Source organism: Sinorhizobium sp. BJ1, assembly GCF_002531555.1.
Classification (GTDB): domain Bacteria; phylum Pseudomonadota; class Alphaproteobacteria; order Rhizobiales; family Rhizobiaceae; genus Sinorhizobium; species Sinorhizobium fredii_B.
Map to the genome: position 1 here is coordinate 1 of NZ_NWTH01000030.1, position 22,215 is coordinate 22,215.

Annotated in this window: 19 protein-coding genes and 1 pseudogene; 13 read left to right on the top strand and 7 right to left on the bottom strand. The window is 63.3% G+C overall.

Annotated features, from left to right (window positions below; all coding sequences use genetic code 11):
• Both CO676_RS27325 and CO676_RS27330 read left to right on the top strand, forming a co-directional pair.
• Positions 1-299: pseudogene (locus tag CO676_RS27325) on the top strand (ABC transporter ATP-binding protein); the annotation flags it as partial.
• Between the two features lie 52 nt (positions 300-351).
• A complete protein-coding gene (locus tag CO676_RS27330) occupies positions 352-1,401 on the top strand; it encodes a LacI family DNA-binding transcriptional regulator (protein WP_097523386.1) in 1,050 nt (349 codons plus the stop codon).
• 3 nt (positions 1,402-1,404) lie between these two features.
• On the opposite strand, the gene CO676_RS27335 is transcribed toward CO676_RS27330, so the two are convergent.
• The 6 genes from CO676_RS27335 to CO676_RS27360 all read right to left on the bottom strand — a co-directional run bounded on the left by CO676_RS27335 (position 1,405) and on the right by CO676_RS27360 (position 9,644).
• The gene (locus CO676_RS27335) at positions 1,405-2,463 is read right to left on the bottom strand and encodes a carbohydrate ABC transporter permease (RefSeq protein ID WP_097523387.1); all 1,059 of its coding nucleotides are present in this window, start codon (positions 2,461-2,463) and stop codon (positions 1,405-1,407) included.
• A 2-nt stretch (positions 2,464-2,465) separates the two neighbouring features.
• The gene (locus CO676_RS27340) at positions 2,466-3,455 is read right to left on the bottom strand and encodes a sugar ABC transporter permease (RefSeq protein WP_097523388.1); all 990 of its coding nucleotides are present in this window, start codon (positions 3,453-3,455) and stop codon (positions 2,466-2,468) included.
• Between the two features lie 2 nt (positions 3,456-3,457).
• A complete protein-coding gene (ugpC, locus tag CO676_RS27345) occupies positions 3,458-4,558 on the bottom strand; it encodes a sn-glycerol-3-phosphate ABC transporter ATP-binding protein UgpC (RefSeq protein WP_179875665.1) in 1,101 nt (366 codons plus the stop codon).
• A 127-nt stretch (positions 4,559-4,685) separates the two neighbouring features.
• Positions 4,686-6,020 (bottom strand): glycoside hydrolase family 28 protein, encoded by a 1,335-nt coding sequence (locus CO676_RS27350; protein WP_097523390.1) that lies wholly within the window; start codon positions 6,018-6,020, stop codon positions 4,686-4,688.
• A complete protein-coding gene (locus CO676_RS27355; protein ID WP_179875666.1) occupies positions 6,017-7,111 on the bottom strand; it encodes a glycoside hydrolase family 88 protein in 1,095 nt (364 codons plus the stop codon). The genes CO676_RS27350 and CO676_RS27355 overlap by 4 nt, the downstream gene beginning before the upstream one ends.
• Before the next feature lie 13 nt (positions 7,112-7,124).
• Positions 7,125-9,644: a hypothetical protein gene (locus tag CO676_RS27360; protein ID WP_179875667.1), complete on the bottom strand. Its 2,520-nt coding sequence runs from the start codon at positions 9,642-9,644 to the stop codon at positions 7,125-7,127.
• A 181-nt stretch (positions 9,645-9,825) separates the two neighbouring features.
• On the opposite strand from CO676_RS27360, the gene CO676_RS27365 reads away from it, so the two are divergent.
• The 8 genes from CO676_RS27365 to rpsU all read left to right on the top strand — a co-directional run bounded on the left by CO676_RS27365 (position 9,826) and on the right by rpsU (position 17,267).
• Entirely contained in the window at positions 9,826-11,103 is a 1,278-nt protein-coding gene (locus CO676_RS27365) for an ABC transporter substrate-binding protein (RefSeq protein WP_097523393.1), read from the top strand.
• Between the two features lie 96 nt (positions 11,104-11,199).
• Positions 11,200-12,048 carry a 5-dehydro-4-deoxy-D-glucuronate isomerase gene (kduI, locus tag CO676_RS27370; protein WP_097523394.1) on the top strand — a complete coding sequence of 283 codons (849 nt, stop codon included), beginning with the start codon at positions 11,200-11,202 and terminating at the stop codon, positions 12,046-12,048.
• A complete protein-coding gene (gene kduD / locus CO676_RS27375) occupies positions 12,045-12,812 on the top strand; it encodes a 2-dehydro-3-deoxy-D-gluconate 5-dehydrogenase KduD (RefSeq protein ID WP_097523395.1) in 768 nt (255 codons plus the stop codon). The genes kduI and kduD overlap by 4 nt, the downstream gene beginning before the upstream one ends.
• Before the next feature lie 176 nt (positions 12,813-12,988).
• The gene (locus CO676_RS27380; RefSeq protein ID WP_097523396.1) at positions 12,989-14,365 is read left to right on the top strand and encodes an FAD/NAD(P)-binding protein; all 1,377 of its coding nucleotides are present in this window, start codon (positions 12,989-12,991) and stop codon (positions 14,363-14,365) included.
• A 154-nt stretch (positions 14,366-14,519) separates the two neighbouring features.
• Positions 14,520-15,953, top strand: coding sequence for an FAD/NAD(P)-binding protein (locus CO676_RS27385; RefSeq protein ID WP_097523397.1), 1,434 nt, complete (start codon positions 14,520-14,522; stop codon positions 15,951-15,953).
• A gap of 290 nt (positions 15,954-16,243) precedes the next feature.
• Positions 16,244-16,453: a cold-shock protein gene (locus CO676_RS27390; RefSeq protein WP_014331580.1), complete on the top strand. Its 210-nt coding sequence runs from the start codon at positions 16,244-16,246 to the stop codon at positions 16,451-16,453.
• A 162-nt stretch (positions 16,454-16,615) separates the two neighbouring features.
• The gene (locus CO676_RS27395; RefSeq protein WP_014762085.1) at positions 16,616-16,903 is read left to right on the top strand and encodes a hypothetical protein; all 288 of its coding nucleotides are present in this window, start codon (positions 16,616-16,618) and stop codon (positions 16,901-16,903) included.
• A 127-nt stretch (positions 16,904-17,030) separates the two neighbouring features.
• Complete coding sequence (rpsU, locus tag CO676_RS27400) at positions 17,031-17,267, top strand: 30S ribosomal protein S21 (protein WP_014762084.1); 237 nt, start codon at positions 17,031-17,033, stop codon at positions 17,265-17,267.
• Between the two features lie 162 nt (positions 17,268-17,429).
• Here the strand turns inward: rpsU and CO676_RS27405 are convergent, their stop codons facing one another.
• Positions 17,430-19,616 carry an amylo-alpha-1,6-glucosidase gene (locus CO676_RS27405; RefSeq protein WP_097523398.1) on the bottom strand — a complete coding sequence of 729 codons (2,187 nt, stop codon included), beginning with the start codon at positions 19,614-19,616 and terminating at the stop codon, positions 17,430-17,432.
• A gap of 277 nt (positions 19,617-19,893) precedes the next feature.
• Between CO676_RS27405 and CO676_RS27410 the strand changes: the two genes are divergently transcribed.
• The 3 genes from CO676_RS27410 to CO676_RS27420 are packed head-to-tail and all read left to right on the top strand — an operon-like array spanning position 19,894 to position 21,885.
• Positions 19,894-20,508, top strand: coding sequence for a nutrient deprivation-induced protein (locus CO676_RS27410; protein ID WP_097523399.1), 615 nt, complete (start codon positions 19,894-19,896; stop codon positions 20,506-20,508).
• Entirely contained in the window at positions 20,501-20,920 is a 420-nt protein-coding gene (locus tag CO676_RS27415; RefSeq protein WP_014762080.1) for a phage holin family protein, read from the top strand. Before CO676_RS27410 ends, CO676_RS27415 begins: the two co-directional genes overlap by 8 nt.
• Complete coding sequence (locus tag CO676_RS27420; RefSeq protein ID WP_097523400.1) at positions 20,917-21,885, top strand: DUF3618 domain-containing protein; 969 nt, start codon at positions 20,917-20,919, stop codon at positions 21,883-21,885. Before CO676_RS27415 ends, CO676_RS27420 begins: the two co-directional genes overlap by 4 nt.
• Positions 21,886-22,215 lie beyond the last annotated feature (330 nt).

The window sequence follows — 22,215 nt, forward strand, 5'->3', positions numbered from 1 at the left end:
CGCTGGTCCGCAACGCGCCGATCCTGCTTCTCGACGAGGCGACCTCGGCGCTCGACACCGAATCGGAAGCCGCCGTCCAGAAGGCGCTCGAACAGGCAATGAGCGGCCGCACCGTGATCGTCATCGCCCACCGACTGTCGACCGTCGTCAACGCCGACAAGATCGTCGTCATGAAGGACGGCACGGTGATCGAGGAGGGGTCGCATGAGGAACTTGCACGGCGGCCGGACGGTCTCTACGCTCGCCTCCACAATCTCCAAGGTGCGGTTTCGGAAGGAACCGTGGGGGCACCGGCCTAAAAGATCCAAGGCAAGTGCATGCAGCAGGGCAGGACGGTGGACGGGTCGGATCGTGGAGCGAAAAACCAATCTCAAGGACGTGGCGCGTGAGGCGGGGGTCTCGCTCAGTACGGCGTCGCATGCCCTGAATGGCACCGCGCCGCTGACTGTCGAGGTGCGCGAGCGGGTCCTCGAATCCGCACGCCGGCTCGGTTATCTCGAAAGCCGGCGGAAAAAGGCGACGATCGCGACCGTGCGCATCGTTCTGCTCGCCCTGACGAGCGACGCGGCGCCGCAGAGCGACCTCAACATGGTGAGCTGGACGATCCTCAATGGGGTGCGGCGCGAATGCGAGAGGCGAGGGATCCGCATCGTCCCTTTCGTCAGCGCCAGCACGCGCCTCGATCCATCCGAGGTTCGCGCGGCAGCGGAGGACGAGAATGTCGACGGCATCCTCGTCTTGAACGACGACAGACCGGAACTCATCCGGGCGCTTTCGACGCTCGTCAAGCCGATGGTCATCCTCAACGGTGAAGACCCCTCGATGCTGGTCGATACCGTAACGGTGGAAAACCGTTTCGGGGCGAGGCTCGGCACCGAGCATTTGCTCTCGCTCGGTCACCGCCGCATTCTGCACCTGACATGGCAGGGGCGCACGACGATCCGGCGGCGCTACGACGGCTACGTCGATGCCCATCTGGCTGCCGGCCTACCGGCGCCGGAGAATATGGTCGTGGTCGCGGAAAGCTACGAGCCACGGCATGGCGAGCAGGTGATCCGCGCCCTCTTGAAGGCGGACGACAAGCTGAGGGGCGCCACGGCGATCGTCTGTGCCGCCGACAATCTGGCGCTTGGTTGCCTCGAGGCGCTCACCGAAGCCGGCATCCGCGTGCCGGAGGATGTTTCGGTGCTCGGTTTCGACGACATCGTGCCGGGAGAGTTCAGCGCGCCGCCGCTCAGCACCATCCAGATGCCGGCCGACCGCCTGGGTGCGGCGGCGCTCTCGCTGCTCGAGCAACGTCTGATCGCCAACGATCCGTTGCGCCCGGCCCATCGGCTCGAGCTCGGTTGCCGGCTGATCCTGAGGGGCAGCATCGCGGCGCCCCCGAGGCTCAGGGCGTAATCCTTACTTCATGCCCGTGCCGGCGATGCCGGTCGTGATGTAGCGCTGCAGGAGCAGGAACACCAATGTTACCGGGACAAGGCTCAGGAAGGTCATGGCGAGAATATAGTGCCACTGGACCGAGAACTCGCCCTGGAAGGCATTGAGCCCAACCTGGAGGGTGAAGTTCTCACGGCTGCTCAAGACGATCAACGGCCAGAGGAAGTCGTTCCACCTCCAAAGCACTGAGAAGATCGCCAGAACCGCGAGCGCCGGGGCGGTCAGCGGCAGAACGATGCGCCAGAAGATGCGGAACTCGCTTGCCGCATCGACCCGCGCCGCTTCGATCAGTTCGTCCGGAATGGTGAGCATGTATTGCCTGAGCAGGAACACGCCGGTCGGCGAGGCGACCGTCGGGATGATCACCCCCCAGAGATTGTCGACAAGGCCAACGCCGACGATGACGAGATAGGCCGGCACCATCACGACCGTCAGCGGGATCATCAGCGTCGAGATGATCAGCACGAAAATGGTCTTGTCGCCGCGGAAGCGGTATTTCGACAGGGCGAAGGCCGCCAGCGCGTTGACGATCAGCGTCAGGAGCGTGGCGACGAAGGTGACGAAGACCGAGTTCTTGAGAAAGGTCAGGAAGCTGAAGCGGGTCAGAGGATCCGTGTAGTTCTCTGTCGCGACCGTCAGACGCTGGACCGGTGAAATTGTCCTGGTGTCGACGCTGACCGGCTTGCCGGGATTTTGCGGATCGACCATCTGTGCCTTGAGCCCGATGCGGCGGACCATGGCCATTTCCCGGGTCTCGCCATCGACCGCGACGTTCCAGAGGCTCAAGGGTTTGTCGAAGCCCTGAACCTCCACCTGCACGGCGGCGCGCGGCAGCAGCGTCGGCGGAAAGCGGGTTATCTCCGCCTCCGGTTTGAGCGAGGACATGCCGGCCCAGAGGACCGGCACGAGCACGGCGAGCGTTCCGCCGATCAGCCACAGCCAGGAGAGGATGTCGGTGATGTCGATCCGGCCGGCGCGCCGGGTGCGGGTGAAAAAGCCGATGGCGCTGACATTGCCGGACATGATCAGGACTCCACCTTCTTGCCCAGGCGCAGCTGCACCAGGGTGAGCACCAGAAGCACCAGCCCCATGAGGACCGAGGCGGCCGAGGCGAGGCCGAACAGCCTGAGGTCGCCGGCAAAGGCCATCTGGTAGATGTATTGGACGAGGAAAGTATTCGCGGTGCCGGGGCCGCCGCCATTGGTCAGCACCCAAGCCTCGTCGAAGATCTGCACCGAGCGGATCATCAAGAGGATCAGCACGACGAGCAGGTTCGGGCCGAGCAAGGGCAGGGTTATCCGGAACAGCGTGCGCGACGGCGTGGCCGCGTCGATCGCCGCCGCCTCGTAGAGGTCCTTGGGGATCGCCTGCAGGCCGGCGAGCAGGATCAGCGTGTAGAAGCCCATGTGGAACCAGACCGACACGACGACCACGAAGAAGCGCGACCAGCCGACGTCGAGGAGAAAGATTTCCGGCGGCACGCCGAGCATCTGCAGAAAGACATTGAGCAGCCCGTTGCGGTCCAGGAACCATTTCCAGATCAGGCCGATGACCACGGGCGACAGCAGAACCGGATAGAAGAACATCGCCCGGAAGAAGCCGCGCGCGGCGATCGCCCGATTGAGGATCAAAGCCGTGACGAGGGCGACGAGAAGGGTGGCGGCGACATTGAAGCCGACGAACCAGAGCGTGTTCCAGATCGCCGTCCAGAATAGCGATTCCTCGCAGCTTCCTGGCACGAGGTAGCTGTCGCAGGTCAAGAGCTTGCGGAAATTGTCGAGGCCGACGAAGGGTCGGTCCGAGATCAGGAGCTCGGTACCGCCGGTGAATGCGTAGCCGATGGCGATGGCGATCGGCAGGAAGGTGAAGATGCCGAAGAGCACAAGGTTCGGCGCGAGGAAGACATAGGGCATCCGTCCCTTGCCGATCAGCCGCTCGACGGCGTTGATCGGCGCTTCGAAGAGCGCCATGACGAGGTCGAGTGCGCGGTCCGCGAGTCCTGTCGCCCCAGCCATGGTCAGGCCCCCCCGCGCCCGGTGCGGGCGAACGCGAGCTCGCTAGCCGGATCGAAGACATGCAGGCGGCCTTCGAGCGGCATGATCCTCAGAACGGCACCGGGCGAGCGCGCGAAATGGCCGGCCCGATGGACGATGATCTGCTCCGCCTGCCCTTGAAGGTTGCCATAGATGTAGGTCTCCGTCCCGAGGCTCTCGTGATACTGGACCTCGAACGGCAGGCCTTCGCCGTCGGAAAGGGCGAAATGCGCGGGCCGGACGCCGGCAAGGACCTCCTGTCCCGCGCTGACGGTGGCGGGATCGACGTCGCTCCTGAGCAGCGTGCCGTAGCCGACATCGACCAACACGCTGCGATCGTCGATCACGATCTCGCCCTTGAGGATGTTCATGCGCGGCGAGCCGAGGAAGCCCGCGACGAAGAGATTGCGCGGATGATCGAAGAGCTCGAGCGGCGTTCCCACCTGCTCGATGCGGCCGGCCCTGAGCACGACGATCGTGTCGGCCATGGTCATCGCCTCGACCTGGTCGTGGGTGACATAGATCATCGTCGTCTGCATCTCGCGATGCAGCTTGGTGATCTCGGCGCGGGTCTGGACGCGAAGCGCCGCGTCGAGATTGGAGAGCGGCTCGTCGAAGAGGAAGATGTCCGGGTCGCGCACGATCGCCCGGCCGATCGCCACGCGCTGGCGCTGCCCGCCGGAAAGCTGCTTCGGCCTGCGGTCGAGATAGGGCTCGATTGCCAGCATGCGGGCGGCTTCCGCGATCCGCGCGTCGATCTCTGCCCGTTTGAACTTGAGGTTCTCGAGGCCGAAGGCGAGATTCTTGCGCACGCTCATATGCGGGTAGAGGGCGTAGGATTGGAAAACCATGGCGATCTTTCGCTCGGCCGGCGAAAATGCGCTGACATCCCGTCCGGCGATGGCGATCGATCCGGAGGTGACGTCCTCGAGACCGGCGATGATGCGCAACAGGGTCGACTTGCCGCAGCCCGAGGGACCGACGAAGACGACGAATTCGCCATTGTCGATCTGCAGGTTTACGTCGTGCAGGACGTCAACCGCGCCGAACGACTTGTTGAGATTCGTAAGCTTGAGATCGCCCATCGCTTGCTCCCGGTAGGTCACCATGGTTTGGGTCGGTCCGACCGAAAATCATGGACGTAATCGAGTCTAAGAAGTTGGAGCGGGTTGCGGGCGGAAAACCGCGCTGCACTTCTCCCGTCCCGCTCAGTTAGTTTGTCTCTTCGACGATATCCGTTGCATTCCAGCCTGACGGCCGAGGCGCCGGACGCTTGACCGCCACATCCTGCGCAATCAGCCCCTCGACGCCTTTCAGGTAGATCGCGGGCATACCGCCCGGATAGTCCAGAAGGCCGACGATCCGGCCGTCGGCGCCGCGCGTCCAGGCATTGGCACGCCCCGCCGCCTCGGTGATTGGGGCGATGTCCGCGAAGGTCGGCCGCAGATCGTAGCGAAGGCCGGTGCCGAGTGGCCCGGGCTCCTGAGTGATCGTGATGCCGCGAAGCGCGACATTGTGGATGCCGGCTTCGGAGGTGGAGACGAGGTTGATCGCGCCTTCCATGCGGCCGCTGATCTCTTCCACGAGCAGGTTCTCGACGGCACCCGCCCGGCGCTCCGGACGCCGGTCGACAACCGTTACGGTCAGCGCCTCGCCGGAGCCCCAGAAACCGTCGAGGGTCTCGTGGCAATCGACGGCGATCCGCGAGAAACGGATGTTTTTCATTTGGCCGCCGTCGCGCGAGAACACTCCGAGCCCTCGATTGGACTCTCTGACCTGGCAATCCTCGAAGAGGACGTTGCGGAAATCGCCGTGGGATTCCGTCCCCAGTTTCAGTGCGCAGCTGAGACTCGAGACCGTGCAACGGCGCACCGTCAGATCCTCGCAGACCCCGATCGCCTTGCCGTCCGGCCCGGCGCTCGTCTTCAGGCAGATGCCGTCGTCGGCAGTGGAGATGGCGCAATCCTCAATCACCACGCGACGGCAGGCGTCGAGGACCATGCCATCCGTGTTCGGCAGACGCCGGTCGTTCGCGATCGTGACGTTGCGGATGACGACGTCCTCGCAATCGGCAAGATGCAGCGTCCACATCGGCGAACCGGTCACCTCAAGTCCGTCAAGCTCGACGTTTCGGCAGCCTTCGAAGACGATCACCCGCGGCCGGAACTCCGCCGGGATGAAGGTGCCGACGTCCGGGTCGTCGCCCCTGATGAAATGCTCGCCGCCCGCCTCAACCTTGCCGGGGCCGGTGATCCGCAGGTTTTCGGCGTTTCGGGCGACGATCATCCCCCTGTTGGACTTTTCGGCGATGACGCTGACGGTCGTATGCCGGTAAGCTTCGTAGTCCGGGATGGGGCGAAGCACGGCGTCGTCGGCGAGATGCAGTTCGACGCCGCTTTTGAGGACGAGCCCGCCCACCGCATGCTCGCCGGCCAGAAGCGACACACGGCCGCCGCCGCGCGCTGAAGCCTGATCGATCGCTGCCTGGATCTCGGCGGTCGCGTCGCGGCCGGTCGCCTCTATGCCGATTTCGTGCGGCGTCGTCACGGCTTCGCATCCCCCTCGAGGAGGACGTCGATCAGCAGCAGCATGGTCAACGCCTGGCCATAGGGGGTCGGCAGGTTGGGGATGCGCCGGTAAAAGTCGAGGTCGTGGCCCATCGGCGTTCCGTCCGAGACGCCCTGCACGACGCCTTCCGCATCGATCTGGCCGAGCACCGCCATCAGCGCCCTTTCGGCATGAACACGATCGTTCTTGCTCAGGATGCCGGCTTGGATGCCGCGCAGGATGCCGTAGGCGATGCCCGCGGTGGCGGACGTCTCGACGGGCGAGGTGGGATCGTTTACGAGCGTGTGGAACAGGCCGTCGTCGCGCTGGTGACGCTTCAGCGCCCGGACCTGACTGGCGAGCACATTGGAGAGGAAACGCCTGTCGCTCGGGTTGAGCGAGGGCACGAGCTCGAAGAGTTCGGGAATCGCCACGGTGATCCAGGCATTGCCCCGCGCCCAGAAGGCCTTGGCGAAGTTGTGGCGGCCGCTGAACGTCCAGCCGTGATACCAGAGGCCGGTGGCGGGGTCGGAGAGATAGCGTGTGTGGATCATGAACTGGTAGACCGCCTCGTCGATCCAGTCGCGGCGATCGCAGATGACGCCGGCGCGGGCGAGGAACAGGCAGGCCATGAACAGCGTGTCGTCCCAGAGCTCGCCATCGTTCATCCGCTCCTTGACCACGTGCTGGAAGCCGCCGTCCTCAGTCTTGGGCAGGCTGTTGACGAGCCAGTCGGCCCAGTCCTCGACGAGCGCGCGAAAGTCCGGGCGGTCGACATGCTCGGTCAGGATCACAAGCGGCAACATCGGCGCGGAGCTGTTGATCTGGCGCGGCGGCAGGCCGCGTTCGATCTGCCAGGCATACCAGGCGACGAGATCGTCGATGGCCTTGCGGTCACCGGTGGCGATCGCACGGCGCAAGAAACCATAGAGACCGACGCCGACCTCCCAGTCCCATTCGTCGAACTGGATGCCGCCGGCATGATCCGCGCCGACGAGGCCTTCCTTGATGCCCTTCAAACGGCTGAAGGCGGCCGCGACCTTGTCGATTTGGGTCTTGAGCGTCGATCGCTCGATGCTGATCTGGTTCATCTGCATGGTCCACTCATGAATAAAAGAGGCGGTCTACCCGGTCGGCGAAACGGGCGCTGTCGAACGTGACTTCGGGCCTCGGTTGCTTGTGGTCGAAGGCCAGCGGCTCTTCGCCAATTGAGAAGGTCCCGTCATAGGCGAGCCGCAACGCCGGCCGATCCGGAGGGGTGACCGAGAGCGCGCGTCGATCGCGGTCGAAGACTACAACGGTCGAGCGGATCCTCTCGCGGAAACGCGCGAAATCGTTGTCGCTGCCGCAGCCGACAGTGCCGATCCAGCCGCAGAGACGTCCCTCGGAGCGGAGCTCCCGTCCGGCCGTGGCACCCTTCGTGACCATCGCGATGCCGTTGGTGGCGTGAAGGGCGGCGAAGCCGGCGCCCGAGCGAACGATCAGCCAATTGCCTTCGATCAGAATGCCGTCGAGACCGTCGCGTCCGAGATAAGCGTGCGTCCAGCCGTTGCGGTGGTCCTGCGTGTCGAAGATCATCAGCGCCAAATCGCGGTGCTGGGCGACACGCGGAAGGATGCCGCTGCCTGCCCAATAGGAGGGCCGCTGGGTACCCCAGGGGTCGTCCTCACCCGGATGGTTGACCCAGAGCCGCGCCATCGGATGGCCGGCGAGGCGGATGTCCATGACGTGCTGCTGGTGCCCCTTCTGGCCGGTCTTGTGGTCGACGACGGTGGAAAGCTGTGCCGCCTCGTTCTTGAAGAGAACGAGCTTGCCGGCATCCAGCCCCTGGGCGTATCGCGCCTCGATGGCACGGCCGGCCTCCAGCCGCGCCAGCCGAGCAAGATGGGCCGGCGGGATGTAGTTCGAGCAGCAGAACATCGGCAGCGAGGCGACGCCGCCGTTCAGCCAACCTTCACCGTAGGCGACCTCGGCGAAGGGCGCGAGCTCGGTTAGCGGTCCGGCGCGCAATTCCTTGTCGTAGGCACGCCCCTGCGAGCCCGCCGGCACGCCGGCGAGCGTATGCAGCGCGATCATTTCGAAGATCAGATTGAGCTGGTGCCGGGCACGGCCCGCAAGCTCCGGCTCGGCCCAATGCTCGAGTGCCAGAAGGCCGATAAAGTCGATCGGGTAATAGGCGGCCGAGTTCCATTCCGCCAAGCCATGCGCTTCGACGCTGTCGAACCATCGACGAAGCCGTGCCTTGGCGAGCGCCGCCTGCTCGCGTCCGGTCCGCCCCGAAGTCTCGAAGACGGCGTCCGGCAGGAAATCGCCGGCGAGCAACTGGCTTGCATGGAAGCACAGCACATGGTTCTCGCTCCAGAACCACATGACGTCGTTGCCGGGCTCGTCCACCCAGTAGCGGTAGCCGAGGACCGCTGCCCGGATCTTCCCGACCGTCTCCGGACCAAGACGCTCGCCATAGGCGCGGACGAGCCAGAGCAGCGGCACCAGGACGAAGTCGGAGCAATCCTCGCGGCGGTCGATCGACATCAGCGTCGCCGAGATGATCCGATCGATCGTTGCCCTGTCGTCGCTGCCGGCGGCGACCATCGCGAGGACCCGGCCGATGCGCTCTGCGCCGCAACGTGCACTGAAATCGAGGGCCGCTCGCTTTCGCGCCGCGATGCTGGCGGCGGTCATGCCCGGCGAAAGCCGGCCGAGGAAGGCCGCATCGATGACCCGGGTGACGGTGCCGGCGCCGGATCCGATCGTCAGCCGCACGCCGTGATAGCCATCGGGAATGCCGAGCGTTTCCGGGACGGCAAGCCGCGTCTCGGCTGCGCCGAGGGTCGCCGCGGCCCGCGCCAGAACGGCCCGGTCGTGGCCATGGCTATAGACTTCTACGACAAGCGGAAGATCGCGTCCGGGCGAGGCGTCGAAGACCAGTTCGAGCGCCGACCCGACGAAGACGTCGCGGCTCGGGCGGACGTCGCGCACGAGTGATGCAAGGCGGCCGACCTCATCGCTGTCGAGGGGGACTGGCAGGGCGACCGTCAGCGGCGCCTCGTCCAGGAGCTCGAGCTCGAAGAACCAGATCGTGTCCCTTTCGGCGAGATCCTCCGTGTGCAGCAGGATCTCGTTGTCGCCGGGTTGAAGCTCGAGCGTCACGTCGGACGTGCTTTCGACATTGCGGCGGAAAGGCTCGAAGCGCACCTGCTCCACGCCGTTCACCCAGATGCGCACGCCGCCGCAGGTCCGGAGCCTGAGGTGAAGCCGGCGCGGGGCTTCGGATCGGAAGGTGCCTTTCAGCCACCGGCGAATATGGGTCGGCACATACCAGAAGCCGGTGAACTCGACACGGCGGTTCGACCCCGGCAGGTTCAGACGCGCCGCCGGCCAGTCGCATTCCGGTTCGATCGCGCGGCCGACCATCTCGGCCCAGAAGGCCTTGCGGCAGGGCAGGTCGCCGACATCGACGAAGCCGTTGATGAAGCGGTAGTTGACGCGATCCTCCGCCGGCGTCGCGATGCCGGGGAAGCCGGAGCTGATCAGGTCGGACACGATCCAGGCGGTGATCGTCTCGCCCTTTGCAACGTCATAGGTCGGATCAAGAGACACTGTCTCGATCGGAGAATTGCCCAAAATAGATCGCCTCCCGTCGATCGAATGAAAATGTTTTCATTATTGCCAAAACGGCGCGTAAAGCTTTCCGCGAAACAAACAGCTTGACGTTTGCGCTGTCAAGTCGCAAAAAGATCAAAATCGAACTGGGAGAGGAGTTCCGGTCCGATTTAATGAAAATATTTTCATATGGAGGATGAGTATGTCGAAGCTCTTTTCGGGCGTCAGTGCACTAGTAATCGCCGGTTTCGTCGGCGTGGCCTCGGCTCAGGGCGAAACCAAGACGATCACATTCCTGTTCACGGATGACGACCAGGGCTATGTCCAGCGCATGGCCGAGCTCAGCAAGGAATTCGAGAGCACCCATCCGGACGTGAAGGTGAATTTCGTGTCGTCCGGCTATGACGCCGTCGCCAAGCAGCTGCCGGTGCAGCTTGCGGTCGGCGAGGGCCCTGATCTCGCCAAGATCACCGATTGGCAGCTTGCGCCCTATTACCTGGACATGCGTCCCTACATGAAGGATCCGGAAGCTTACGCCACGCTCCACCGCGCAAGCCTCGAGCAGCTGCGCCTGCCGGCGATCAACGAGCCGAATTCGATCAATGGTTATGTGGCGTCGCAGACGCTCAATCTGCCCTTTGTCAACAAGACGCTGTTCGAGCAGGCCGGCGAGCCCCTGCCAGGGCCGAAGGCGACGCTGAAGGAGATCGTCGAAGCCTCGGGGCGGGTCGCAAAGGCGACGGGCGTGCAGATACCGTTCACGATGGACCGCTCGGGCCACCGCTTCTCGGGCGCGGCCTTCTCCTACGGTTCGACCTACGTGAAGGACGGCAAGTTCAGCTTCCCGGACGAGGCGGCCAAGAAATATATCGCCGACGTCTATGCCTGGACCCAGGACGGCAGTTTCCCCAAGGAGATGTGGGGCGCGGCCGGCGGATCGCAGTACAAGAACATGGGTGACGAGTTCGTCAACGGCAACGTCGTGACCTATCTGGCTGGCAACTGGATGGTCAATCCGTTCCAGACGAAGATCGGCGATGCCTTCGATTGGACGGCGATCAATGCGCCCTGCGGCGAGGCTGGATGCTACGCCATGCCCGGTGCCACGGCGATCGTCGGCTTCAAGCGGACCAAGCATCCCGAGGCGGTGGCCGAGTTCATCGAGTTTCTCGGCTCCGAGAAGATCCAGCGGGAGATCGCCGAAAACTACGTCATCCTGACCGGCGCCGAGATCAAGGACCCGCAGTACAAGCTTTCGAGCGAGAACGCCAAGTCCGCCATGGCGGTCTTCCTCGACAACAGGAAGAACGTGCCGCAGGCCGCGCGCGACTTCGAGCGCCAGAAGGGCGGATCGGCGATGTATCAGCAGATCGTGCAGCGCATGAGCCAGCTGATCGTCGGCGAATTGTCGCTCGAGGAAACCTACAAGGTCCTGGAGGATGACGTGCGCAAGATCAACGAGGTCCGGGCATCGCAGTAAAACGCCATTCTGACTAAGCCCTCCCAGGCTCTGGACGACGCGCCCGATCGGCGGGCGCGTCGTCGCCGCGATCAAGGCAAGAAGAAGAGGAATGCCATGCAGTCGTCCATAACTGTTCGCCATGCGGTTCATTATTCGCAGTCGGAATCAATGAGCGGGAGCGCGTTGCGGCAGAACTTCCTGATCGAGGAACTGTTTACGCCTGGAAGCGCGAACGCGGTCTATACCCATTACGATCGCCTTCTCCTTATCGGCGTTATGCCGGACCGGGAGGCGATCAGCCTCGGCGAGGACATGGCCTGCGTCGTCGGTGGCGAATTCCTTCTGGAACGACGCGAACTGGGGCTGATCAACATCGGCGGTCCGGGGATCGTCCGAGCGGAAGACGCGGTTTTCGAAGTCGGCTTCCAGGACGCGCTCTACCTCGGCATGGGGACCAGGGATGTCTACTTCGAAAGCGCCGATGCTTCGGCGCCTGCCAAGTTCTACATCAACAGCGCGCCTGCGCACGCCGCCTTTCCGGCCCGGCATATCCGCAAGACGGAAGCGATCGAGCTCAATCTCGGCGACGGGCAGACCTCCAACAAGCGGACGCTTTACCAATATATCCACCCGGATGTCATGCCGAGCTGCCAATTGCTGATGGGCATGACGCGCCTCGAACCGGGCAGCGTCTGGAACACCATGCCGGCGCATACGCATGATCGGCGGATGGAGGCCTATCTCTATTTCGAAGTGCCGCAGGACGCTTTCGTGGTTCACCTGATGGGCCGGCCGGAAGCGACGGGCCATCTGATCGTCAGGAACGAACAGGCGGTCATCTCGCCGCCCTGGTCGGTCCATTGCGGCGCCGGCACCTCGTCCTATGCGTTCATCTGGAGCATGGCGGGCGACAACAAGTCCTTCAAGGACATGGATTTCGTGCCGATGGGAGATATCCGATGACCGCGGGCGCCGGCCTTTTCGCCCTTTCCGGCAAGCGTGCCCTGGTTACCGGCGCGCGCACCGGCCTGGGGCAGGGGCTGGCCCTGGCGCTTGCTTCCGCCGGCGCCGATATCATCGGGCTGGGGTCGCAGGCAATGCCCGAGACGCGCCGCGCGGTCGAGGCGCTCGGGCGGCGATTTGAAGAGGTCATCTACGATCTCACCAATCCGCGCGACATCCCGGAGATGTTTGCCCGCCTCGTTGAAGTCGGCGCGACGGTCGACATCCTGATCAACAATGCCGGGCAGATCCGCCGCTCCGACTTCACCGACTTCACGGAAGAGGATTGGGACGACGTCCTCAACATCAATTTGAAGAGCACCTTCGTGCTCTCTCAAGCGGTCGTCCGGCATATGCTCGACCGGGGCGTCCAAGGGCGGATCGTCAATATCGCCTCGCTGCTCTCCTTCCAGGGGGGGATCCGCGTCGCCTCCTACACGGCCTCCAAACATGGCGTAGCCGGGCTGACCAAGCTCATGGCCAACGAACTGGCTGCCAAGGGAATTACCGTCAATGCGATCGCGCCAGGGTATATGGCGACCGACAACACCGAAGCGCTGCGCAACGATCCGGAGCGTTTCCGGGCGATCCTCGAGCGCATTCCCTGCGGCCGATGGGGCGAGCCGAGCGATCTCAGCACTGCCGTTCTGTTCTTTGCTTCGCCTGCGAGCGGCTATGTGACCGGGCAGGTGCTCGCCGTCGACGGCGGGTGGCTGGCGCGTTAACGCTGATCGGTTCGCATCGGAAGATGCTGGCCTAACGTGTAGGACAGTTTTCGACTCCGTGCGGCTTCAATTTGATATTTTCTGTAGATATACTCTGCTGCACGGTCATTGTATTATGGCGCGCACAAAGGCGTTCGCGCGCCTGGAAAAATGGTGACAACCATCAGGAGGCGCTCTTGCTCTACGATGTCGCTGTCGTCGGTTCGGGATTTTCGGCGATCGCCGTAACGATCCACCTTCTTCGCCTGTTGCCGTCCTCCGCTTCGATAACAGTGGTCGGCGACGATCCCGGCTTCGGGCGTGGAACCGCCTATCGGACGGAGTTCTATGTCCACCGTCTGAATGTGCCCGCCGGTCGCATGAGCGTTTTGCCGGAGGAGCCGGACGATTTCGTCCAATGGCTTGAACGGCACGGGCGGCAGGCGACAGCCGACGGTTTTGCATCGCGCGGAGATTACGGTCTCTATCTGCGCGACCGGCTCGCCGCGCTGCTGCGCGATGACGATCGACGCGCCCGCTTCGATTTCATAAAGGCAAAGGTGACGAATTGCGTCCAATGCAATGACGCGGGGATGGTCTTTCATCTCAACAATGGCGCTGAGCTGAGGGCGCGTAACGTCGTGCTTTGTCTCGGGGTCGGCAATGCCGACCTGCCGCTCGAACGCGGCAAAATCGAAGCTGGCGCGGAAAAGCGGATCGTGCGCAACCCCTGGCGGCTGAGTTGGCTTTCGAAAGTCGGCCGTGGCGACCGGATCTGTATTCTCGGCTCAGGTTTGACGATGATCGACCAGGTGCTTGCACTCAGGGTTCACGGCCATCGCGGTCCCATTCGCGTGCTGTCACGCCGGGGCCTCTTGCCGCGTGCGCATGCGCCGGCCGGCGAGCGCTCGCCGCCTCTCCAAACTGAGCTTGCGCCATCGCGCAGCATCAGCGCCCTGCTTTCCGGCTTTCGCCGGCAGGTTCGCAGCGGCGCAGACTGGCGTGGCCTGATGGATGGCCTGCGGCCGATCACGCAAGGGCTCTGGCAGTCGTTGACGAGAGACGAACGCGCCCGGTTTCTGCGCCATGGCCTTGCCTGGTGGAACGCCCATCGCCACCGCATCGCCCCGGAAGTCGCCGCGCGTTTCGATGCCTTGCGGAAAGACGGCATCGTCATAGTTCACGCCGGCTTTCTCGAGGCGATCGAGGAGGACGCGCGCGGGGCGTCGGTCAGCTACAGGGAGAGGCAAAGCGGCCGGCACCTTTCCTTCAATGCGGATTGGATCGTCAACTGCACCGGCATGGAGCGCGCCGGCGTCGCCCATTCGCCGCTGCTGCAGCACATGCAGCGGCAGGGGCTGATCACGCCAGACGCGCTCGGTCTCGGTCTTTCCGTCGACGCGGCCTCGCGCGTCCTTGGCCGAAACGAGGAGCCGCAGCCCGGCCTGTATGCCGTTGGCGCATTGACGGCCGGCCAGTTCTGGGAGATCACGGCGGTGCCGGATATCCGGGTGCAGGCGCAAGCCGTCGCCGGAGCGATCGCCTCGATCTTGCGGGGCGAGGTCCGATCGTAGGCGCGATCGGCGATCGCTGCAGAGACGCGTGCGACATCTTTCCTTCGGCCGCATCGCATGCGAGGCTGGCATTGCGCCTTTGGCCGCCGGTGGCACGCTAGCGTTCCACCCGTCCGACCGCGTTTCGAGCGCCGGAGAACTGCGAGGGTGCGGCATGCGAAAACTCAGGCCCTTACCGATCGTGGCGATCATCGGAGGTGGCTTCAGCGGCGCCGCCGTTGCACTGCATCTCACACGCAATCTGGGCGCGGAGCGTCGGGCGCGTATCGTTGTCTTCGAACCGCGCGCCAGGCTCGGTGCTGGTCTTGCCTATGACACGGCGGAGCCTGCGCATCGCATCAATGTGCCGGCCTTCAAGATGAGTCTCTATCCGGACGAGCCGGAAAGCTTTGCAGACTATCTGGTCCGGGCTGACACGCTCGCCACCGATCCGGTCGCCTGCAGCGTCGAGGGCGTAGCCTATCCGCGCCGATCGGTGTTCGGCGACTATGTCGCGGCCGAGCTCGCTCCTTGTCTTGCGGGCGGGCTGATCGAGCATCGGCGCAAGCGGGTGCTCGGCGTCAAGCGATCTCAAGGCCGATGGACGATCCTTGCGGAGGATGGGGAGGTGCTCGTCGCCGACATCGTCGTTCTTGCGGTCTCCCATCCGCCGCCGTCGCTGCCGAAGGCATTGCTGCCGATTTCGTCTATTCCAAAACTGGTTGCCGATTCGACCAGGACCAATGCTCTGGATGGGATCGCGCCGGCAGATCGGGTCCTGGTCGTCGGCAATGGTCTAACGGCGGCAGATGTGGTCGCCGCTCTCACCGAAAGAGGCCACCGCGGTCCGGTCATCTCCATATCGCGGCGCGGCTTGCGGTCCCGCGGTCATCCGGCCGTCGTGCAAGACCCGTTCGGCGACTTCGTCTCCGAGCCGGTCACCCGCGCCTCCGAGCTTCTCCGCCGCATTCGCCGGACGCTGCGGGTCGCCCGGCAACGGGGGTTGAGCTGGCACCCGGTCATCGATGCCGTTCGGGCGCAGGGCCAGCAGATCTGGCAGGCCCTGTCAGTCGTCGAGCGTCGCCGCATCGCCCGTTTGGCGCGGGTCTATTGGGACGTGCATCGGTTTCGGATAGCACCGCAGGTCGAGGATGTGCTTGACCAGGCGATCGAGAATGGCCGGCTCGAAATTCTTTCCGCCTCGGTCGCATCGGCTACGATCGATGGCGGGGAGATCAGGGTCGACCTCAGGCAGCGGGGTCTAGACGCGTTACGCAGCATTATCGTGGACGCGATCGTCGTGACCACCGGCCCGGCCCATGGCGGGATCCTGAAGTCCCAGCCTTTCCTGGCTGGCCTCGAGAAGGGAGGGGTGCTCACCGTTTGCGAAACCGGCCTTGGGATCGCTTGCGATCTTCACGCTCGGGCCGTTGGCGCCGACCGGCGTGTGGAGCCGAACCTTTTCATCGCCGGGCCGCTGGCGCGTGGCACCTTCGGTGAATTGATGGGTCTGCCTCAGGTGACGGAGCATGCGGTTTTCGTTGCCCTAGAAGTAAAGGCACTGCTTCTGCGTGGCGAAGCGAACCGGCTTCACCCCGTCGTCGACTGAGTGCAAAGGTAGACGGCGCGCCGCAATTCGCCACTTCCGCTATTTCCGGGAAACATAATTTCTGATTTAGAAACAGCGGCTTGTTTGTCATTTCTGTAATGCCCAGACGACTTGGGCCATTAAATTTGGTTTTGCCATTGCATATCTCAAGGCAGCGTCTATATATACGGCGTCGAACATTGCTTGTGACCTTTGTCTACGCGCCGAAGCGCTTCGTCAGATTTCCTTTCAAATATCGATCCACTCGGGTGATTATTTGCCCGTAATCTCACCATTGAAAGGAAATTGTTATGAGTTCAGGCACCGTAAAGTGGTTCAACAGCACCAAGGGTTTCGGTTTCATCCAGCCCGACGACGGCTCGACGGACGTATTCGTCCACATCTCCGCCGTTGAACGAGCAGGACTGCGCTCGCTCGTCGAAGGTCAGAAGGTTACCTACGACATCGTCCGCGACAACAGGTCCGGCAAGAGCTCGGCAGACAATCTGCGAGCCGCATAATTCGTCATTCGCCTCCGCTGACCACGGATGTACTGGCAGGGAGCGTTTGAATGACGGAGCGCCCTGCGTGTTCGAAAAGGACGCGCGGCGCTCAAGAGGAGGTCGGGGTAACGCCCGGCCTTTTTTGCTTGTGCCCCGAAGGGCACAGACGAAGGAGATGCGATGAGCCGGAACATCTACAATGTTGGCGATACGGTTGTGTTGAAAGCCGACCTTGTGCGCACGTTGGCCGCCAACAGGACCTGCCGCATCGTCGGCATTCTGCCCGCAGCCGAACACGGAGAAGCGCAGTATCGCGTCCGGTTCGGTACCGAGACCTTTGAACGTCGCATCTTCGAACACGATATCGATGCTTCGGAAACGGCCTTGCCGGCCAAGGCACACAGTCCGGCGGCGGCGGTCGCAGGCAAGCCCTGGCTCAAGCCGTTGCGCGTCAGGACAGCCAAGTGAAATGCCTGCCCTCAGCGCCAACGTGGTCGGTAACCCCGCCAAGGTCGCTGTAGCATTTTGAATTGCCACCCGTCGGTTCTATTGACGGGATCATGTAGTAACCTTATCGACACGGAAAGGATGTATTTTGCAGGTACTCGTCAGAGACAATAACGTCGACCAAGCTCTCCGCGTTCTCAAGAAGAAGATGCAACGCGAAGGCGTCTTCCGCGAAATGAAGATGCGCAGCGCCTACGAAAAGCCCTCCGAAAAACGTGCTCGCGAAAAGGCCGAGGCCGTTCGCCGCACGCGCAAGCTTGCTCGCAAGAAACTGCAGCGGGAAGGCCTTCTTCCCTCGCCGAAGAAAGTGGCGCGCACGCGCTGATCGCTTCTAAAAGTGAAGCGCCTGCGGGTGAAAGGCGCTCAAGCTTTTCCTCGCCCGCGCGAGCTCCGCCCTTCGTCCGAGGGGCGGAAAGCCTCCGGGCTCCGCATTTCTGCCCCGCCACATCAAAAATCACTACGCCGCGCGCATCCACGATTTGGTCAGTCAAATGAGCGTTACGACGCGCACATGTCCGCGCCGTTCGATGACGTCGATGACGACCCGTGTGCCGGAACGGTTTGCCGCAACGTCGACGGAACCAGAGCCGATCTGCAGGTTCCCGATTTCGAGCTCCTCGATGAAATCGGGCAGGTAGGGCGTGTCAAAAGTGATCTGCATCTGCTTCGTATAAAATTCAATTCCGAGGCAGGACTGGATCAGCGACAGGGGCGCTGCAGCGGCCCATGCCTGTGGGCTGCAGGCGACCGGGTAGAAGGTCGGGCCCTGGGCGCGCTGGCGCGGAAAACCGCAGAAGAGTTCCGGAAGGCGGCGCAGCTCGATATAAGTCGAGGCGGCAAACAGGCCCTCGAAGATCCGGGCGGCCTGCTGGCGGTAGCCGTAACGTGCCAGACCGAGTGCGATCAGCGCGTTGTCATGCGGCCAAACCGAGCCATTGTGGTAGCTCATCGGATTGAAACGTCTTTCGGTGACCGGCACGGTGCGGATTCCCCAGCCCGAAAACGAGGCGCCGGACATCAGCGTTTTTGCGACCACTTCGGCCCGCTCCGGAATGGCAAGTCCGGTGAGCAGGGCGTGGCCGGCATTGGAGGAGCGGACTCGGCACGGCTGCTTGTCGCCGTCGAGGGCGAGCACATAGGTGCCGAGCTCGGCATCGAAGAAGACCGAGTCGAAACGATGCCGCAGATCGTCGGCCCGGCGGGTGAACTCTATGGCCCGATCCTCTTGACCCAGAACCCGGAGCATCCTCGAGGCTGCCTCCCAGGCGCCGTAGACATAGGCCTGTACCTCCACAATGGCGATCGGCCCTCTGGCGAGCGTCCCGTCCGCGTGGAAGACGGAGTCGTGGCTGTCCTTCCAGCCTTGGTTGATGAGCCCCTCCTCGGTCCGGCGGCCGTATTCGACGAAGCCGTCGCCATCCCGATCGCCGTGGTCATCGATCCATTTCAACGCAGCCTCGATATTCGGCCAAATCGTCCGGATCGTTGCGATGTCGCCCGTACGCTGCAGGTACTGTCCGGCCAGCATCACGAAAAGCGGCGTCGAATCGACGCTGCCATAATAGCGGCGGAACGGCACTTCCCGTAATTCGGCCATCTCGCCGAAGCGAACCTCGTGCAGGATCTTGCCGGGCTCGGCATCCGACAGGGGGTCGAAATCCGTCGCCTGGTTGGCGGCGAGATGCGCGAGAACGCCTCGCGCAATCTCCGGATCGAGCCACAGGGTTTCGATTGCGGCGATGATCGCGTCGCGGCCGAACACCGTGCTGAACCAGGGAATCCCCGCATAGGGATAGGGCCCCTCGTTGGTGTCGGTGATCAGCATATAGAGGTCGGATATGCTGCGGCGGACGACCTCATTGAAGACTTCGTTCGAACTCACGATCGACGCCGCCCGTCCCGATGATGAGCGCAGGGCCCGCCGAGCATCCCTCAGCGCAAAGAAGAACGACCTGTGACCGATCGTGATCGCTGGCTCACGCTGGCAATTGATCTCCAAAAACAGCGTTCGGCTTTGACCCGGTGTAAGACCGATCTCGTAAACCGCTTCGGCTGCCGACAGATGCGAGGGCGGCGGATCGAAGCCGAGGCGGGTCGTCCGCTTCTGACCGTCGAGACCAGTATAGGAGAGATGAACCTCGCCCCGCTTGGTTGTCGGCGGATGCATCTGCCCGCGCAGCTTGCGCTGCTTGCCGCGGACCTCGAACAAATCCGCAAAATCGGCCGCAAAGGCCAGCCTGATTTCTATCTGCTGCGGCCTCTCGTGAAAGTTGCGCACCAAAATCCGTTCGTAGCAGGTGCCATTCCAGAGAAAGCGGGATCGCCTGAGATGGATCGAATCATGGGCAAGGGCGACAGCGCCACTCTCGTCCAGAAAGTCGGGATTGGTGAGGTCGCAGGTCAACGTCGCGTTGTCGTCTCTGAGCGTCGAGGAGAGAAGCAATGGTCGAGTGCCATTGATCGTCACGGCAAGATGGGAGAGATGGCGGGTATCGCGATGAAACACCCCTTCGGGGCTGCCAGATCCGCAATAGGCATCGCCGTTATGGTCGAACACGGCGAAGGTATCACCATGCTTCAAGGTGTTCGGGCGCCGCTCCTGCAGGGAAGTGGATGCCGCAACCGAATATTCGGGCGGCTCGGGGACCGGAGGGTCGACGATCGCAGAAGACATGGCGCTTCCCTTGGCACGCGCGCCGGGGCCCCGCGGGCGCCCGCGAATGTTCGTTAACAACAGCCTCCGAATTTTGTTCCGGGCCTCGGGGAAATAAGTGAGCGCCAGGATAACGAGAGCGCCAGATCATCTTGACCAGCCGAGGGCCACTGCACTGGCGCCACCCAGGCGTCGAACGGCGCCGGCTGCGCACCTCACCTTGCCTCTATGGAACAAGGCTGCAAGTGGCTGGTTTGAATGACATAAACAGTCGCGTTTCGCGACGGGAGGAGCCAAAATGAACAATGAGACAAGCGGCCGCGGTCTGGGTGACCAACCCAGTTGGCCTGGAACGACGCCGGAACGTGCCGGCAGTCAGCCTGGCGCGGGATCAAGCGGAGCCGAGGGCGCCACGGACCGGTCGCTGCAGCAAGCCGTGCGCGAGGATCTGGATGAGCTCCGGCAATTTGCCGATGAGCGGACAGAAGAAGCGAAGGAAGCTGTCAGCCAAATCGCCGAGGAAGAGAAAAACCTGACGGCACGCCAACTGAGCAGCGTCGCCATGGCCCTTGAGAAAGTCGGTGGCGAACTCGAACAGACGGACCAAAGGGCGCTCGGCCGATATGCCAAACGGATGGGCAGTTCGCTGCAAGGTTTCGCGCGCGACATCGAGGGGCGCGACCTCAGCGACATTGCCGGAATGGCGGAAGACTTCGGCCGAAAACAGCCGCTCGCCTTTCTGGGCATGGCGGCGATCGCCGGATTGGCCGCCAGTCGCTTCCTGACGGCCTCGGCTCATCGCCGCAGCAGGCGGAGCGTTTCCCAACCATCGTCGCCGTCGCCATCGCCATCGGCAAGCAACAAACCCGGTGAAGGCGGGTGGAATTTTGAGGAGGATCGGCGCAATGGCTAATCATCGGGACGACCGTCCCCTGTCGGAACTCATGACCGGGCTGGTGGCGGACATATCTGGACTCTTCCGCAAGGAAATCGATCTGGCCAAGGCCGAGGCATCCGAGAATGTGAACCGGGCGATAGGCAGCCTGGAGACGCTTCTCATCGGCTTGATCTTCGCGATCGGTGCCATCGGCGTGCTGTTGAGCGCGGCCGTCCAGGGATTGGCCGCCTTTCTCGTCGCACAGGGCGTGACCGAACCAAACGCGGATGCCTTGTCGGCTGTCGTCATAGGCGTCGCAATCGCACTCCTCGCTTGGGCGATGATCTCGCGCAGTCTCTCGACGTTGCGGGGCAGCAGTCTCAAGTTCGAGAGAACGGCCAGTTCGCTGCAGCGCGACATCGACGTTGTTAAGGAGAGAGTGCAATGAACGATTATTCCCACACGCACTCGGCCGCCGAACTGCAGCGAGAGATCGAGGCCGATCGCCAGCGGATCGAGGAAAAGCTCCACGCCATCCAGGAGCGCATGTCGCCGGGCCAACTGATGGACGAGGTGCTCGACTATGCCAAGACGAGCGGCGGCGCTGAATATCTGAGCAATCTCGGCGTGGCACTCAAGGCAAATCCCCTACCCGTGGCGCTGATGGGGGTAAGCCTCGCCTGGCTGCTCGCCAATCCGGGCTCACGCGCGCCACGATTCACGGACAACGCCGCTGACGAGTATCCGCTCGCGACAGTCACGGGTTCCGTGAAACGAACCGGTCCGGTCGAGGAGAGCTTCGGCGAGCGCTACAGCCAGTTCGCTGATGAAAGCGGCAATCGCTTCAGGGCGATGACGGATGCTGCCGGGCGCCGCGCCGGTCACTTCGTCGACCAGAGCGGCAAGGTCTATCGCGGCTTTGCCGACGCAGCCGGCAAGCAGATCGAAGACATAAGGGACGAGACCGGTGCCCTGTTCGACGAGGCCTCCGGTTGGGCGTCCAGGACATGGCAACAGGTGAGTGCTTCGGCGAGCCGCATGTCCGACTCCATTGCGGAGACCGGCAGGTCTCTCGCTGGCAGCGTACAGTCGGCCGGCCGATCGCTGGAAGATCAGGGCGCGCGTTTGAATGCGGCGATCCTCCAGCATTTCCGCGATCAGCCGCTCGTCGGCGGGGCGCTTGCCTTCGCCGTCGGCGCGGCGATCGGGGCGGCGCTGCCCCACACGGACACCGAGGACGAAGCCATGGGCGAGGCGGCTGACGAAATGCGCAGCAGCCTAGCCGCGAAGACGAATGCTGCGGTCGGCGACGCAATCGGGACGGCACAGGAAGCGATGGATAGGACGGGTGCTGCCGCACTGGAAGCGCACGACGCCGCCCGGGAGCGTGTCCGCGAAGCGCTTCGGGAGTGACGTTTCCGCGCGGCCCGTAGCAGATCGACGATCGCCGCGGCCCGGTCCACTTCGACGGGCGACACTGCTTCGTTGTGTCGTCCGTTGCGACACCCAGCTCTTCAGCATCGAGGTACTGCACGTCACCCTGCTCACGACCGTCTGAGTTCGATTATCCGCGGCGGGACGAAGCGGCGGATTTTCTAGTGTCCACTGGAATGCTCCTCCATCGGGCATCCGCTAAGGCATCGACCGGCCATTGTTCGTAACCGGCTCCTGCAACTCTCCGGCTGTTGACATTTTTTGCAGAACATGAAATTTCTTTCAGAAGGCGATAAAAATATCATGCAA

Excerpts from the sequence above, each read along its gene's own strand:
- CO676_RS27335 (WP_097523387.1), bottom strand. The coding sequence starts at position 2,463 with ATGTCCGGCAATGTCAGCGCCATCGGCTTTTTCACCCGCACCCGGCGC.
- CO676_RS27340 (WP_097523388.1), bottom strand. The coding sequence starts at position 3,455 with ATGGCTGGGGCGACAGGACTCGCGGACCGCGCACTCGACCTCGTCATG.
- ugpC (WP_179875665.1), bottom strand. The coding sequence starts at position 4,558 with ATGGGCGATCTCAAGCTTACGAATCTCAACAAGTCGTTCGGCGCGGTT.
- CO676_RS27355 (WP_179875666.1), bottom strand. The coding sequence starts at position 7,111 with ATGAACCAGATCAGCATCGAGCGATCGACGCTCAAGACCCAAATCGAC.
- CO676_RS27365 (WP_097523393.1), top strand. The coding sequence starts at position 9,826 with ATGTCGAAGCTCTTTTCGGGCGTCAGTGCACTAGTAATCGCCGGTTTC.
- kduI (WP_097523394.1), top strand. The coding sequence starts at position 11,200 with ATGCAGTCGTCCATAACTGTTCGCCATGCGGTTCATTATTCGCAGTCG.
- kduD (WP_097523395.1), top strand. The coding sequence starts at position 12,045 with ATGACCGCGGGCGCCGGCCTTTTCGCCCTTTCCGGCAAGCGTGCCCTG.
- CO676_RS27385 (WP_097523397.1), top strand. The coding sequence starts at position 14,520 with ATGCGAAAACTCAGGCCCTTACCGATCGTGGCGATCATCGGAGGTGGC.
- CO676_RS27390 (WP_014331580.1), top strand. The coding sequence starts at position 16,244 with ATGAGTTCAGGCACCGTAAAGTGGTTCAACAGCACCAAGGGTTTCGGT.
- CO676_RS27395 (WP_014762085.1), top strand. The coding sequence starts at position 16,616 with ATGAGCCGGAACATCTACAATGTTGGCGATACGGTTGTGTTGAAAGCC.
- CO676_RS27405 (WP_097523398.1), bottom strand. The coding sequence starts at position 19,616 with ATGTCTTCTGCGATCGTCGACCCTCCGGTCCCCGAGCCGCCCGAATAT.
- CO676_RS27410 (WP_097523399.1), top strand. The coding sequence starts at position 19,894 with ATGAACAATGAGACAAGCGGCCGCGGTCTGGGTGACCAACCCAGTTGG.
- CO676_RS27415 (WP_014762080.1), top strand. The coding sequence starts at position 20,501 with ATGGCTAATCATCGGGACGACCGTCCCCTGTCGGAACTCATGACCGGG.
- CO676_RS27420 (WP_097523400.1), top strand. The coding sequence starts at position 20,917 with ATGAACGATTATTCCCACACGCACTCGGCCGCCGAACTGCAGCGAGAG.